Origin of the sequence: Cupriavidus sp. D39 (assembly GCF_026627925.1) — a bacterium.
GTDB classification, from domain to species: domain Bacteria; phylum Pseudomonadota; class Gammaproteobacteria; order Burkholderiales; family Burkholderiaceae; genus Cupriavidus; species Cupriavidus ulmosensis.
Genome location: NZ_JAPNLE010000009.1, coordinates 5295318 through 5310400, shown reverse-complemented (window position 1 = coordinate 5310400; position 15083 = coordinate 5295318). Strand labels below are relative to the sequence as shown.

Annotated in this window: 10 protein-coding genes and 3 pseudogenes; 9 read left to right on the top strand and 4 right to left on the bottom strand. The window is 65.0% G+C overall.

Translation table 11 applies throughout. The features are described 5' to 3' along the window. Nucleotides 1–85 precede the first annotated feature (85 nt). Nucleotides 86–982 (top strand): SMP-30/gluconolactonase/LRE family protein, encoded by an 897-nt coding sequence (locus OMK73_RS36865; protein WP_267606316.1) that lies wholly within the window; start codon nt 86–88, stop codon nt 980–982. A gap of 78 nt (nt 983–1060) precedes the next feature. Here OMK73_RS36865 and OMK73_RS36860 read toward each other — a convergent pair whose 3' ends face one another. Beyond that, nucleotides 1061–1402 carry a hypothetical protein gene (locus OMK73_RS36860; RefSeq protein WP_267606315.1) on the bottom strand — a complete coding sequence of 114 codons (342 nt, stop codon included), beginning with the start codon at nt 1400–1402 and terminating at the stop codon, nt 1061–1063. 255 nt (nt 1403–1657) lie between these two features. Between OMK73_RS36860 and ompR the strand changes: the two genes are divergently transcribed. Both ompR and OMK73_RS36850 read left to right on the top strand, forming a co-directional pair. Continuing rightward, on the top strand, nt 1658–2380 hold the full coding sequence (ompR, locus tag OMK73_RS36855) for a two-component system response regulator OmpR (protein ID WP_006155909.1): 723 nt from the start codon (nt 1658–1660) through the stop codon (nt 2378–2380). Between the two features lie 13 nt (nt 2381–2393). Further along, nucleotides 2394–3742, top strand: a pseudogene (locus OMK73_RS36850) (ATP-binding protein). 639 nt (nt 3743–4381) lie between these two features. Here the strand turns inward: OMK73_RS36850 and OMK73_RS36845 are convergent. Then, nucleotides 4382–4621 (bottom strand): hypothetical protein, encoded by a 240-nt coding sequence (locus tag OMK73_RS36845; RefSeq protein ID WP_267606314.1) that lies wholly within the window; start codon nt 4619–4621, stop codon nt 4382–4384. Between OMK73_RS36845 and OMK73_RS36840 the strand changes: the two genes are divergently transcribed. The 5 genes and pseudogenes from OMK73_RS36840 to OMK73_RS36820 all read left to right on the top strand — a co-directional run bounded on the left by OMK73_RS36840 (nt 4599) and on the right by OMK73_RS36820 (nt 9849). Continuing rightward, complete coding sequence (locus OMK73_RS36840; protein WP_267604911.1) at nt 4599–5849, top strand: IS256 family transposase; 1251 nt, start codon at nt 4599–4601, stop codon at nt 5847–5849. The two genes, OMK73_RS36845 and OMK73_RS36840, sit on opposite strands and share 23 nt — an antisense overlap. A gap of 346 nt (nt 5850–6195) precedes the next feature. Then, complete coding sequence (locus OMK73_RS36835; protein WP_420715696.1) at nt 6196–7542, top strand: MFS transporter; 1347 nt, start codon at nt 6196–6198, stop codon at nt 7540–7542. A gap of 322 nt (nt 7543–7864) precedes the next feature. Next, nucleotides 7865–8413 carry a peroxiredoxin gene (locus OMK73_RS36830; protein WP_267606313.1) on the top strand — a complete coding sequence of 183 codons (549 nt, stop codon included), beginning with the start codon at nt 7865–7867 and terminating at the stop codon, nt 8411–8413. A gap of 107 nt (nt 8414–8520) precedes the next feature. After that, entirely contained in the window at nt 8521–9042 is a 522-nt protein-coding gene (locus OMK73_RS36825; protein ID WP_267606312.1) for a carboxymuconolactone decarboxylase family protein, read from the top strand. Between the two features lie 227 nt (nt 9043–9269). Beyond that, a pseudogene (locus tag OMK73_RS36820) lies at nt 9270–9849 on the top strand (GNAT family N-acetyltransferase). Nucleotides 9850–9895: 46 nt separating this feature from the next. Here OMK73_RS36820 and ispF read toward each other — a convergent pair. Together ispF and ispD are read right to left on the bottom strand one after the other, a co-directional pair. Further along, on the bottom strand, nt 9896–10405 hold the full coding sequence (gene ispF, locus OMK73_RS36815; RefSeq protein ID WP_267606311.1) for a 2-C-methyl-D-erythritol 2,4-cyclodiphosphate synthase: 510 nt from the start codon (nt 10403–10405) through the stop codon (nt 9896–9898). Between the two features lie 61 nt (nt 10406–10466). Then, nucleotides 10467–11270 carry a 2-C-methyl-D-erythritol 4-phosphate cytidylyltransferase gene (gene ispD, locus OMK73_RS36810; protein ID WP_267606310.1) on the bottom strand — a complete coding sequence of 268 codons (804 nt, stop codon included), beginning with the start codon at nt 11268–11270 and terminating at the stop codon, nt 10467–10469. Nucleotides 11271–11534: 264 nt separating this feature from the next. Here ispD and mfd point away from each other — a divergent pair. Then, nucleotides 11535–14995 (top strand): annotated as a pseudogene (mfd, locus tag OMK73_RS36805) (transcription-repair coupling factor). The last annotated feature ends 88 nt before the right edge of the window (nt 14996–15083 follow it).

The following is a 15083-nucleotide window of genomic DNA, read 5'->3' as shown; positions in this document are numbered from 1 at the left end:
GCGGCGCGCTTGCGGTCCCGGCCCAAATCGTATTGGATGTAGGCACACCAATCACAAGATCGAAAGATCACAACGGAGACACTGCATGGCGCACCGCGAACTATCGGTCCTGACCGAGGGACACGCCTTCCTGGAAGGACTGCGCTGGCACGACGGCCGACTCTGGCTGTCGGACTTCTACACCCACCGGGTAATGGCGGTGAGCCTGGATGGCGCCGTCGAACAGATCGCCGAAGTGCCGCAGCAGCCATCCGGCATGGGATGGCTCCCGGACGGGCGGCTACTGATCGTTTCCATGCGCGACCGCAAGCTGCTGCGCCGCGAGCCGGACGGCAGCCTGGTGGTGCATGCCGATCTGTCCGGCGTGGCCGGCGGCCATGCCAACGACATGGTGGTGGACCAGCAGGGCCGCGCCTATGTAGGTAATTTCGGTTTCGACCTGATGGCCGGCGCCCCGATGCGCACCGCCAGCCTGGCACGGGTCGACCCGGACGGATCGGTCACCGTGGTGGCAGACGGCCTGTTCTTCCCCAATGGTTCGGTCATCACGCCGGACGGCAAGTCCCTGGTGGTGGGCGAGACCCTGGGCAATCGCATCTCGGCCTTCGACCTGCACGCGGATGGCTCCCTCGGCCCGCGCCGTGACTGGGCCCTCTTCGGCAGCCAGCCAACCGGGTCGGAGCTCAGCGAGGTGCTGGGCGGCGCGAAGGTGGCGCCGGACGGGTGCGCCCAAGATGCGCAAGGGGCGCTCTGGGTTGCCGACGCCATCGGCAACCGCGTGTTGCGGGTGATGCCGGGTGGGCGCATCGATGAGGAGATTGCCTGCGGGACGGGCATCTTCGCCGCCGCCCTGGGAGGCCCGCGCGGCACCACGCTGTTCCTGGCCGCCGCGCCGAACTTCGACGAGGCCGAGCGCCGCGCTTCGCGCCTGGGCCATATCCTGATGACGGAAGTCGAAGTCCCGCACGCCGGCCTGCCATGAGGCGGAAGTAGGACGGACGCCGATATCCCGGATGCCGCGCGCCGTGGCATGCTGCACGCATGCGCGCGTGCCTGGGGCCTAGCCGCCCTGGTACATTTCCCGCCCGAGTTCGTACAGGTTCTGGCGCAGCTTGCGCCGCTCGTCGGGCGAGAGCTTGTCGTTCGGGGACGCGTGGTGCAGGCGGTCGTTCATGTCCCGCTCGGCGCGGTACTTTCCGGCGCGCGCTCGCGCCTCGTCCTGGCTGTAGCGCTCGCGCTCGTTGCGCGGGGCGCCCTCGCGGGTTGCCGGCTTGCCAGCGCCCGGGAACAAATGCGCCATGCCGGGCGATTGCGGGTACCCCGCACTAGCGGCAAGCAACAGCGCGACAGTCGCGCCAGCACGGGAAAGGGTATGCCCGGCGCGCTTGCGGGTGACTTTCATTGATAATGGCGGTTTGGGCTTCGGAAACGGTGGTTACAAGGCCGCCGGAAGCTGGACATCCAGTAGCCCCGCCTCGCCGCGTCATGGCAGTGAACTACACGGCGGAAGCCCACGAAAACCCCGTGGGACTGGCTACGGAAACGGTATGCGGCAGTTTAAACGCAGGGTGGATGCGCGCCTTCATACCTCGGGGTAAAGTATGTAACCTTTTGTTAAGCCATTTTGACCGAAAGCGTTTGTCGCTAAGATACCGCCATGGAAAATACCAGTCACAAGATTCTCGTCGTGGACGACGACCCCCGTCTGCGCGACCTGCTGCGCCGTTACCTTGGCGAACAGGGCTTCACCGTACTGGTAGCAGAAAATGCCACCGCGATGAACAAGCTCTGGTTGCGCGAGCGTTTCGACCTGCTAGTGCTCGACCTGATGATGCCCGGTGAAGACGGCCTGTCGATCTGCCGCCGCCTGCGCGGCGCCAACGACCAGACGCCCATCATCATGCTCACCGCCAAGGGCGAGGACGTCGATCGCATCGTCGGCCTCGAAATGGGCGCCGACGACTACCTGCCGAAGCCCTTCAACCCGCGCGAGTTGATCGCACGGATCCACGCCGTGCTGCGGCGCAAGGGCCCCGCCGAAGTCCCCGGCGCGCCTTCGGAAACCCCGGAAAACTTCGCCTTTGGCGACTTCGTGCTGAACCTCGCTACCCGCACGCTGACCAAAAATGATGAAGAGATCACCCTGACCACCGGCGAATTCTCGGTGCTCAAGGTCTTCGCCCGGCATCCGCGCCAGCCGCTGTCGCGCGAAAAGCTCATGGAAATGGCGCGCGGCCGCGAGTACGAGGTATTCGACCGCAGCCTGGACGTGCAGATCTCGCGCCTGCGCAAGCTGATCGAACCTGATCCGGGCAACCCGCGTTTCATCCAGACGGTCTGGGGCCTCGGCTACGTCTTCATCCCCGATGGCGTGAAGTAAGGCGCCGCGCATCGTGGCGACTGTCTTCAGCCGCACGGCTACGCGCCTGTTCGGTTCGCTGTTCTGGCGAACCTTCATGCTGATCGCCCTCTTGCTGGCGATCTCGCTGGGTATCTGGTTCCAGAGTTATCGGCTCTTCGAACGCGCGCCGCGCGCCCAGCAGATCGCCATGCAGGTGGTCAGCGTGGTCAAGCTCACGCGCGCCGCCCTGCTCTATTCCGATCCCGCGCGGCGGCGTTTCCTGCTTCTCGACCTGGTGCAGAACGAGGGCATCAAGGTCTACCCGCGCGAGAAAGACGACGATTTCTCCGTACCCACCACGAACCCCTTCCTGACCCAGCTGGTGCAGCAGGAGATTCGCGGCCGGCTCGGCGAAGGGACCGTCATCGCCACCACCGTGAACGATATTCCCGGCGTATGGGTGAGTTTCGAGATCGAGGGCGACGATTACTGGGTGGCGATCAGCCCCGAACGGTTCGAGCGCGTGCCCGGCATCCAGTGGCTCTGGTGGAGCATCGCCGCGCTATTGCTGTCGATCATCGGCGCGGCCTTTATCACGTCGCTGGTCAACCACCCGCTCAAGCGGCTGGCCAACGCGGCACGCGCCATCGGCGGCGGCGGCGACCCGCCCACCCTGCCCGAGCACGGCGCCAGCGAAGTGGCGCAGGCCAACCACAGCTTCAACCAGATGGTGCGCGACCTGCGCCAGCTCGACGACGATCGCGTCGTTATGCTGGCCGGCATCTCGCACGACCTGCGCACGCCGCTCACGCGGCTGCGGCTGGAAACCGAGATGTCACCCGTGGATAACACCACGCGTGAAGCCATGATCGCCGACATCGAACAGATGGACGCCATCATCGGCCAGTTCCTCAACTACGCCCGCCCCGCGCTGGAAACGGTCGAACCGCTCGACCTCTCCGCGCTGGTGCAAGACGCCGTCGGCGTCTACGGCGCGCACGACGATGTCCGCGTGCACGTACGCGCCGGCGACCCCGTGATGGCCGTCGCCAACCGCATGGAAGTCCAGCGCATCCTCGACAACCTCGTTGAAAACGCCCGGCGCTATGCCAAGGACGAAGACAACGGCGTGGCCGTGGTCGAAATCAGCACCCGGATCGAAGACAAGGAAGCCGTGCTGACCGTGGCCGACCATGGCAGCGGTGTTCCGGAAGCGCAACTCCCGTTGCTGACAAGGCCCTTCTACCGGCTCGATGATGCGCGTAGCGAGGCCAAGGGGGCCGGGCTGGGGATGTCGATTGTTAATCGGATCTTGCAGCGCAATGGGGGAGATTGATGTTAGCGAATCGGCCGCCGCCGGCAACTGGGTTGGTGGTTAGCGCGTTTTTCAGGCGGGCGTAGATTGATATGTTGGGTGCAACTGCAACTGCAACTGCAACTGCAACTGCAAAATCAGCTTCAAATTCAACGGCTTAACGTCAAGGGCAACTGCAGTTTCACCTCCCCTTCGGGGAGGCGACCTACTTTTTTGTCTTGCGGCTTGCCAAAAAGTAGGCAAAAAGGCGCGCCGGATGGGGCGACTACCCCTCGGGATTCGACGAAAAGAGCGGCCGGGACCCAAACTCGCATCGCCTTAAGGCGATACTCAGACATGGGTCCCTCTTTTCCGCTCTTTTCGTCGAATCCCGAGGCGCCCCATACGGCCTAGGTAAACCTTGATGGCTCTCTGCGCATCGCCATGGGTGTTTCCCGCCCCTCGGGCGGGAAACACTCCCGAACCAGTGGAAGAGCGATGTCCTCAAATCACCATGCGGTGTAGCCGTGATTTCCGCCCCCAGGCGGCAATCACCCGCCCGCGATGCGCAGCGAGCCGTCAAGGTTTTCATCTCCCGTTATGGGGCGCCTCGTCGGCAGGCAAAAAGAGCGGAAAAGAGGGGGCCATGTTTGAGCATCGCCTTAAGGCGATGTGAGTTTGGCCCCGGCCGCTCTTTTTGCCTGACGACGAGGAGTCTTTCGCGCCATCCGGGTCGCCTTCTTTGCCTACTTTCTTGGCGAGACAAGAAAGTAGGTCGCCTCCCGCAGGGAGGTGAAACTGCCTTTGACTTTGACGTTAAGCAGTTGCAGTTGCAGTTGCAGTTGCAGTTGCAGTTGCAGTTGCAGTTGCAGTTGCAGTTGCAGTTGCAGTTGCAGTTGCAGTTGCAGTGGGCCTGTACGGGATTTTGTGTGCAGGGCATAACATGTCGACAAGGAGCATGTAATGCCACGCAAACCAAAGGCCATACCCAGGGACCTTCCGACCATCCCTAAGGAGCTGATCGATCAGTTCGTTAAAGGTCCGATGACTGCTGAGGCGGTGCAAGACGCCGCCATGGCGTTCAAGAAGGCCCTGATCGAGCGGGCGATGGGCGCGGAGCTGGGCCATCACCTGGGCTACCCGGCGGGTGCCGAGCGCCCCGAGGATGCAACCAACCAGCGCAATGGCTCCAGCGCCAAGACCGTGCTTACGGACACGGGACCCTTGCGGCTGGCGATCCCGCGCGACCGCGACGGCAGCTTCGCGCCCATCCTGATTCCCAAGCACGACCGGCGTTTTACTGGCTTTGACGACAAGATCATCGCCATGTATGCGCGCGGCATGACGGTACGCGAGATCCAGGCGTTCCTGGTCGAGCAGTATGGCACTGAGGTGTCGCCCGCGTTCATCAGCTCGGTAACGGATGCGGTCATGGAGGAAGTCACCGCCTGGCAGGCCCGTCCATTGGAGGTCATGTACCCGGTCGTGTTCTTCGACGCGCTGCGGGTCAAGATGCGCGAGGATGGCGTCGTGCGCAGCAAGGCGGTCTATCTGGCGCTGGGCGTGCTGCCCGATGGCACGCGTGACATCCTGGGCCTGTGGATCGAGACCACCGAAGGGGCAAAGTTCTGGATGAAGGTGTTCAACGACCTGAAGACGCGAGGCACCCAAGACATCCTGATCGCGGTGACCGACGGCTTGAAGGGCATGGAGCAGGCCCTGAACGCGGTGTTCCCGAGCACGACACTGCAGACTTGTGTCGTGCATCTGATACGCGGCAGCCTGGACTACGCGAGCTGGAAGGACCGCCGTGTGGTGGCGGCCGCGCTCAAGCCTGTCTACACGGCTGCCACGGTTGAGGCCGCCGAGGCGGCGCTGTTGGCCTTCGAGCAAAGCGACTGGGGCAAGCGCTACCCACCGATTGCAGCCTCCTGGCATCGCGCCTGGGACCGGGTGATTCCATTCTTTGCGTTCCCGCCGGCCATCCGCAAGATCATCTACACCACGAATGCCATCGAGAGCATCAACGCGCAACTGCGTAAGATTATCAAGACCCGCGGGCACTTCCCGAGCGATGAAGCGGCCACCAAACTGCTGTGGCTAGCCTTGCGCAACATCACCGGCAAGTGGGGCAGCGCCACGCACGACTGGAAAGCCGCCATGAACCAGTTCGCGATCCTCTACGAGGATCGCTTCACACAACCCCATCGCTGAGATAGGATCAAAGGCCTGCCTGCCGGGCAGCCTGCCCGGCAGGCAGGTTTTTAGCCTTGCACACAAAAATCCTGACACCCCCGTTGCAGTTGCCCCAAGTTACCCCAGTTGCCCCAAGTTACCGCAAAATCACACCCCTCCGTAGTAACCCTACCCCCATCTCCTCCCTTCCTCCCACTGACAGGCTTTCGACAGCGTTTGATATCAAACTGAAAGCCATTTGACAGCGTAATGACAGCCCCTGCGGCGCAAACTTGCCGCCGTCATCAGCACACCCCCAAGCGCAAGCCCAGCCAAGGCCATCCCCTCAAAAAGGGGAAAACCGCCCCTCTGGCGCCCGATCAAAATCAAGCCACCGGAACCAACCGGCGGCGTCTGCGAGAGACAGCAACATGTCAAACTCCCCTCCCAGCAACACGGGTTCCGCACCGTGTTCCGCGTTGTCAGCGGCAACTTCCTGGAAATGTACGACTTCATGGTGTACGGCTTCTACGCCGCCGCCATCGCCAAGACGTTTTTCCCCAGCGGCAACGAGTTCGCCTCGCTAATGCTCTCGCTCGCGACCTTCGGCGCAGGCTTCCTGATGCGTCCGCTCGGCGCCATCATCCTGGGCGCGTACATCGATCACCACGGGCGCCGCAAGGGCCTGATCATGACCCTGGTCCTGATGGCGCTCGGCACCCTGCTGATCGCCTGCGTGCCGGGCTATGCGTCGATCGGCGTGGCCGCGCCGTTGCTGGTGCTGGCAGGCCGGCTGCTGCAGGGCTTCTCCGCAGGTGTTGAGCTGGGCGGCGTGTCGGTCTACCTGGCGGAAATCGCCAAGCCTGGCAAGAAAGGCTTCTACGTGGCCTGGCAATCGGCCAGCCAGCAGGTAGCGGTGATCTTTGCCGGCCTGCTCGGCGTGGTGCTGCACTCCATGCTGTCGCCCGAGGAAATGGGCGAATGGGGCTGGCGCATTCCGTTCCTGATCGGCTGCCTGATCGTGCCGTTCCTCTTCCTGATCCGCCGCTCGCTGGAAGAAACCGAAGAGTTCAAGACCCGCAAGCATCGCCCCAGCATCAACGAGATCTATCGCTCGATGCTGGAGAACTGGCGCATCATCGTGGCCGGTTGCATGATGGTTGTGATGACCACGGTGTCGTTCTACATGATCACCGCGTACACCCCGACCTTCGGCAAGACCGTCCTCAAGCTCGATGACGTGGACAACCTGATCGTCACCATGTGCGTGGGGCTGTCCAACTTCATCTGGCTGCCGCTGATGGGCGCCTTGTCGGACCGCGTGGGCCGCAAGCCGCTGCTGGTGATCTTCACCATCCTCACCCTGCTCACGGCCTATCCGGCGGTGTCCTGGCTGGTGGCGGAGCCGTCGTTCGGCCGCCTGCTGATGGTCGAACTGTGGCTGTCCTTCTTGTATGGCAGCTACAACGGCGCGATGGTGGTGACCCTGACCGAAGTGATGCCGCCCGCGGTGCGCACGGCCGGCTTTTCGCTGGCCTATAGCCTGGCCACGGCCTTGTTCGGCGGCTTCACGCCGGCCATCTCGACCTACCTGATCCACAGCACCGGCAACAAGGCCGCGCCTGGCCTGTGGCTGATGTTTGCCGCTGCGTGCGGACTGATCGCCACGCTGGTGATTTTCCGCGGCGGACGGCAGCATGCCTACGTCGAGCCCGCGGCCAAGGCGGCCTGAGGATCACAACGCGGTGCACAAGGCCGGTTCACGAGGGCGGCCCTGCTGGGGTAGACTCGCTGTTCCGGCAGGCGGCTGCGAACACCGCGGCTGACATCGCGCCGCAATATGCCGGCGCCACCATCTGCGGCTGGCGCCCGCGCCTGCCGGATGCGCGGCTCCCCGCGCTTGGCTATCGGGCTCTTTGAGAATATCAATTAGCCCCGCCACCCGGGGATGACGCATAATCCATGTTCGTTGCGCGGCAGCCTGGCCTTATCCGTTGGGGATAGCCCGGCATGCAGCGCGAGCGTCTCTCTTCAACCGTATCCAGGAGCAGTCTATGAAGACCGTTGGTGACAAAATCGAAGCCTTCCACGTCGTCGGTGTCAAGCCGGGTTTCAACAACCATGAAGAGAACGGCCAGTCGGCCTTTGAAGACATCACCGAAAAGTCGTTCGAGGGCAAGTGGAAGATCATTTACTTCTACCCGAAGGACTTCACCTTCGTGTGCCCGACTGAAATCGTTGCCTTCGCCAAGCTCAACGGCGACTTCGCCGACCGCGACGCGATCGTGCTGGGCGGCTCGACCGATAACGAATTCGTGAAGCTGGCATGGCGCCGTGAGCACAAGGACCTGAACAAGCTGGACCAATGGCAATTCGCCGACGTGACCGGCTCGCTCATCGACCAGCTCGGCGTGCGTGACCACGCTGCCGGCGTCGCTCTGCGCGCTACCTTCGTCGTCGATCCGGACAATACCATCCAGCACGTGTCGGTCAACAACCTGAACGTCGGCCGTAACCCGGACGAAGTGCTGCGTATCCTCGACGGCCTGCAAACCGACGAGCTGTGCCCGTGCAACCGCGCTGTTGGCGGTGCCACGCTGTAAGCTGTCAAGCAGCCGGCAGTTTGTGACGATCTGCGCGCCGGGCTTTGGCCCGCGCCTCAAAACCCGCCATGGCGGGTTTTTTGAGACCCCACCGATAGGAGATTTGCATGGAATTCCTCAGCACGATTAAAGGCCTTATTCCTGACTACGCCAAGGATATCCGCCTGAACCTTGACGGCACCATCGCCCGCTCCTCGCTCCAGGGCAACGATGCGGTGGCCGTGGCACTGGCCGCGGCGTTTGCCGCCAAGAGCCGCGTGATCGTCGACGCGATCCGCAACGCGGGCGTGCTGTCGCCCGAGGAAACCAATGCGGTGCTCACCGCGTCCGCGCTGATGGGCATGAACAACGTCTGGTACCCGTTCGTGGAAATGACCGACGACCCGGATCTCGCGACGCAACCCGCGGGCCTGCGCATGAATGCGTACGCCACGCACGGCGGCGTGGACAAGCGCCGCTTCGAGATGTACGCGCTGGCCGCGTCCATCGTCGGCAAATGCCATTTCTGCATTAAGTCGCACTACGCGCTGCTCAAGAACGAGCAAGGCATGACGGCGCAGCAACTGCGCGACGTAGGCCGCATTGCCGCCGTGGTTGTGGCAGCCGCCAACGTCATTGCGGCGGAATAAGGTGAAATAAGGTCGCATCGAGGGCTTGCGGCCGGCACACGCCGGCCCGGCATGTGCGACCGGTACTTCCCGAAAGCCCCGCGGCGCAACGCCGGCGGGGCGTGCCCAGCATGTCGCGCGCGTCGGCGCAAGTCTGTTGCTGAGGTGCCAAGTCGGTAATTCACTGACTGCATTTGTGCACCGAAGGGCCTACAATCCAGCAAGGTCACAGCCTTCACCCCTCTGCCATGAGCACCCTTCCTTCGCATACCTCCCCCGCTTTCACTACCGCCTCGCCACCGTGCAGGACTGGGGCGACATTGCCGCCGTGACCCAGCAGGCCTACGGCCAATATGAGCTGGAGATCATGGAGGACTGCCGGGAGTCCTTCCAGCAGGGCATGAAAGCCGTGCTGGCCGCGTCGACTTCGGAAATGGAATGGTGGGTGGCGGAAACCGATCACGGCATCAACGGCGCGGTGCTGTTCTGCCATCCGGGCACCACATTGCAGGCGCTGGACGGCAGCACCATCACGCTCGCCTTGCCGGAAGCCCGGCTGCTGGCGGTCAGCCCCAGGCACGCGGCCTGGGGCTTGGCCGCACGCTGATGCAGGTCTGTATCCAGCGCGCGCGCGATATCGGCGCCGGCGCGCTGCTGGTGCGCACCATGCCGGAAATGAAATCCGCCAATCAGCTCTGCCAGCAGATGGGTTTTGTCAAACGCACCGAAGCCGGTGCGCGCTCGGGCCCGATGGCCCGGCTGATCGACTATATCTACGCGCTCCCGACCGAGAACGCGGCCGGAACCGGAGCGGCCGCCACAAGCTGAGCGCCCGCTGCGCTCAACCCGGCCTCAATCCGGCATCACCCCCGCATCAATCCTGCGGGGAGACGATCGTGCCACGCCAGATCAGCACCACGGCTTGCGCAACGATGCCTTCCTGACGTCCCTCGAAGCCCAGCTTCTCATTGGTCTTGGCCTTGACGTTGCAACTGGCGGCGGGCAAGCCCAGGTCTTCCGCCAGGTTCGCCACCATGGCGCCGATATGCGGCGCCAGCTTCGGCGCCTGCGCGATCACCGTCGCATCCACGTTGCTGATCTCATAGCCTGCCTCGCGCACGCGGCGTGCGGCCTCGCGCAACAGCACACGGCTGTCCGCCCCGGCAAAGCGCGGATCCGTATCGGGGAAGTGGCGGCCGATATCGCCCAGGCCGGCCGCGCCGAACAGTGCATCGGTGATGGCGTGGAGCAGCGCGTCCGCATCGGAGTGGCCCAGCAGGCCGCGGTCATGGGGAATGTCCACGCCGCCCAGGATGAGCTTGCGGCCCGGCACCAGCGCGTGCACGTCGTAGCCTTGGCCGACGCGGATATCGAATGGGGTCATGGGAGCAATACTCCTTCGGATCGGTAATGGGAAATGGATGGGGATAGATGCACGTTGGCATTCAGGGCTGGGCGGCAGGGCCCTCGCCCAGCAGCAGTTCGGCCAGCGCGAAGTCCTCGGGATAGGTCACCTTGAAATTGCGCAGCGAGCCGTTGACCAGGCGCGGATGCAGACCCAGCCGCTCGATCGCGCTGGCCTCGTCGGTCACCACGGCGCCCGCCGCCAGCGCTTCCTGCAGCGCCTGGCGCAATACGCCCAAGCGGAACATCTGCGGCGTCTGCGCCTGCCACAAGCCCTCGCGCGAGACCGTGGCGCCGATGCGCACCACGGCCGCCGGCTGCCCGCCGGGGGCCGCATCGGCGCGCTTGAGCGTATCGGGCACCGGCACCGCCAGGATGCCACCGATAGCCGCGTTGGGGCCGTCTTCGTCTGCGCCGTCGCCCTCCACCGCGCGCACCAGCGCGTGGATCATGGCGGGCGTCAAGCCCGGGCGGGCCGCATCATGCACCAGCACCCAGTCGCGGTCCGTGGCGCCGAGTTGCGCCAGGTGATGCAGGCCAGCCAGCACCGAGGCATGGCGCGTATCGCCGCCCACGAAGGCGGTGTCGAAACGCAGGCCGGCAAACGCCGCCGCGCCGAAGCGGGACTCCAGCGGCATATCGTCGGGCGCCAGCACCAGCGCGGTGGCGCTGATGGCATCGCAGGCGGCAAAAGCGGCGAGCGCGTACCAGATCATCGGCCGGCCGGCCACGGTCTGGTATTGCTTGGGCAGGCTGCCGCCCGCACGGCTGCCGGTACCGGCACAGGGAATCAAGGCAAATCGGCGAGCAGACACGGATAGCGTGAGGAGCAAGGTGAGCGCCATGCCAAGAGCACGGCGCAAGGCTTCAAGGCCCCCGCCATGGGCAGGGGAACGGGAAGCGCGGTATTGAAAACGCGGATTCGGAGCGCATTCTATAATACGGCCTTCGCTCGCGGACATGCGGGCGTCGATCAGCGCGAGCGCCCGCCGGGCGTCGCATGCTTCGCCCACACCCCGCCCGCAATGCCGGCGGGGTGTCGCTGTTGCATGGCCGCGCTCTTTTGCCCCGCAATGCCTGAAAGCCGTCAACAAGCCAGCCCGTACCCGATGCCTGAAGCCAACCGTCCCGCCCCCTTCGCCAACCTCCCCTTGGTCAAGGCCGGCCAGCGCTATACCGTGTCCGGCCTGCCGGGCTCCGCCGACGCCTTGGCGCTGGCCGCCTACGCCAGCCAGCACAGGGAGCGCGTGCCGATGCTGGCGGTGGTGTGCGCCAATGCGGTCGACGCGCAGCGGCTGGCCGAGGAAATCCCCTGGTTCGCGCCAAACCTGCGGGTGCGCCTGCTGCCCGACTGGGAAACCCTGCCCTACGACAGCTTCTCGCCGCACCAGGACCTGGTCTCGGAGCGGCTCGCCACGCTGCACGACATCCAGGGCGGCCAGTGCGACATCATGCTGGTGCCGGCGCAGACCGCGCTCTACCGGCTGGCGCCGCCCGCCTTCCTGGCGGCCTACACCTTCTTCTTCAAGCAGGGCGAGAAGCTGGACGAAGCCGCGCTCAAGGCGCAGTTCACGCTGGCCGGCTACGAGCATGTCAGCGCCGTGATGCGGCCAGGCGAGTACAGCGTGCGTGGCGGGCTGATCGACCTGTTCCCGATGGGCTCGCCGCTGCCGTACCGGATCGACCTGTTCGGCGAAGAGATCGAAACCATCCGCGCGTTCGATCCCGATACGCAGCGCAGCCTGTACCCCGTGAAGGAAGTGCGCTTGCTGCCGGGCCGCGAGTTCCCGCTCGACGAAGGCGCGCGCACCGCGTTTCGTGGTCGCTGGCGCGAACTGTTCGAAGGCGATCCGAGCAAATCGACGATCTACAAGGACATTGGCAATGGCGTGCCGTCGGCCGGCATCGAGTACTACCTGCCGCTGTTCTTTGAGAGCTCGGCAACCGTCTTCGATTACCTGCCCGCCAACAGCCAGCTCGCCTTTGACGGCGATGTGCCAGAGGCCATCCGCCGCTTCTGGGCCGACACCACGCAGCGCTACAACTTCATGCGCCATGACCGCGAGCGGCCGCTGCTGCCGCCCGCCGCGCTGTTCCTGTCGGAAGAGCAGTTCTTTGCCGGCGCCAAGCCGCTCGCGCGGCTGGTGCTGCAGGCCACCGCTACCGGCGACACCGTGCCGCTGGCCGAGTCGCTGCCCGATGTCTCGGTCAACCGGCGCGCGGAAGATCCGCTGGTCAACCTGGAAGCCTTGCTGCTGAAAAAGACCGGCGCGTGCTGATGTGCGCGGACTCCGCCGGCCGGCGCGAGACCCTGCTGCAACTGTTCGGCGAGAGCGGGCTGCGCCCGCAGCCGATCGATGATTTCGCCGCCTTCCTGGCGGGCGAGTCGCATTTCTCCATCGCGGTGGCGCCGCTGCAAAGCGGCTTCGCGCTGCCCGCGGTGGACGGCGGCCAGCCGCTGGACTTTGTCACCGAGGCCGAGCTGTATGCCGGCACCGCGCGCCGCACCGGCCGGCGCAAGCAGGAGCAGGCCAGCGCCGTCGACTCGATGGTGCGCGACCTGGCCGAGCTCAAGATCGGTGATCCGGTGGTGCACAGCGAGCACGGCATCGGCCGCTACCAAGGCCTGGTCTCGCTGGACCTGGGCCAGGGCGAGGAGGAGTTCCTGCACCTGGACTATGAGAAAGGCAGCAAGCTCTACGTGCCGGTGCACCAGTTGCACGTGATCTCGCGCTACTCCGGCGCCGACCCGGACACCGCGCCGCTGCACCAGCTCGGCTCCGGCCAGTGGGACCGCGCCAAGCGCAAAGCCGCACAGCAGATCCGCGACACCGCCGCCGAACTGCTCAACCTGTACGCGCGCCGTGCCTTGCGCCAGGGCCATGCCTTCGAGCTCACGCCCAAGGACTACGAGAAGTTTGCCGAGAGCTTCGGCTTCGAGGAAACGCCGGACCAGGCCGCGGCCATTGCCGCGGTGATCGCCGACATGACCTCGGGCAAGCCGATGGACCGCCTGGTGTGCGGCGACGTGGGCTTCGGCAAGACCGAGGTCGCGCTGCGCGCTGCCTTCGTGGCCGTGATGGGCGGCAAGCAGGTGGCCATCCTGGCGCCCACCACGCTGCTGGCCGAGCAGCATTTCCAGAATCTATCCGACCGCTTCGCCGAATGGCCGGTGCGCATCGTGGAGCTGTCGCGCTTCAAGACCAAGAAGGAGATCGACGGCGCCATCAAGCAGATCAACGACGGCACCGCCGACATCGTGATCGGCACCCACAAGATGCTGTCGGACGACGTCAAGTTCCAGCGCCTCGGGCTGGTCGTCATCGATGAGGAACACCGCTTTGGCGTGCGCCAGAAGGAAATGCTGAAGACCTTGCGCGCCGAGGTCGACGTGCTCACGCTGACCGCCACGCCGATTCCCCGCACGCTGGGCATGGCGCTCGAAGGCCTGCGCGACTTCTCGGTGATCGCTACCGCGCCGCAAAAGCGCCTGGCCATCAAGACCTTCGTGCGGCGCGAGGAAGACGGCGTGGTGCGCGAGGCCATCCTGCGCGAGCTCAAGCGCGGCGGGCAGGTCTACTTCCTGCACAACGAGGTCGACACCATCGAGAACAAGCGCGCCAAGCTCGCCGAGCTGGTGCCGGAGGCGCGCATCGCGGTGGCGCACGGACAGATGCACGAGCGCGAGCTGGAGCGCGTGATGCGCGACTTCGTGGCGCGGCGCGACAACATCCTGCTGTGCACCACCATCATCGAGACCGGCATCGACGTGCCGACCGCCAACACCATCCTGATCCACCGCTCCGACAAGTTCGGGCTGGCGCAGCTGCACCAGCTGCGCGGGCGCGTCGGGCGCTCGCACCACCAAGCCTATGCCTACATGCTGGTGCACGACGTGGAAGGCCTGAGCAAGCTCGCGCAGCGCCGGCTCGAAGCCATCCAGCAAATGGAGGAACTGGGCTCGGGCTTCTACCTGGCCATGCACGACCTGGAAATCCGCGGCGCGGGCGAAGTGCTCGGCGACAAGCAATCGGGCGAGATCCATGAGATCGGCTTCCAGCTCTACTCCGACATGCTCAACGCCGCCGTCAAGTCGCTCAAGGCCGGCAAGGAGCCCGACCTGATGGCGCCGCTGGCCGTGACCACGGAAATCAACCTGGGCACTCCGGCCCTGCTGCCCAGCGACTATTGCACCGACGTGCACGAGCGGCTCTCACTGTACAAACGCCTGGCCAATTGTGAAACCGCAGACCGCGTGGACGATATCCAGGAAGAGCTGATCGACCGCTTCGGCCGCTTGCCGCCGCAGGCGCAAGCGTTGATCGAAACGCACCGCCTGCGCATTGCCGCGGTGCCCCTGGGCGTGCGCAAGATCGACGCCAACGACGCGGCCATCAGCATGCAGTTCCTGCCCAACCCGCCGATCGACGCGATGAAGATCATCGAGCTGGTGCAGAAGAATCGCCATATCAAGCTGGCCGGCCAGGACAAGCTGCGCATCGAGGCCAAGATGCCGGATGTGGCGGTGCGCGCGCAGACCATCAAGCACACCCTGCGCCAACTGGCCTGATCCTTGCGCAACGGATCCCGTTCGCGGCGCGCCGCCGCCGCGGCGGGCCCCGATGGTGCACCGTGCATGGACCCGCGGGCCGGCACGG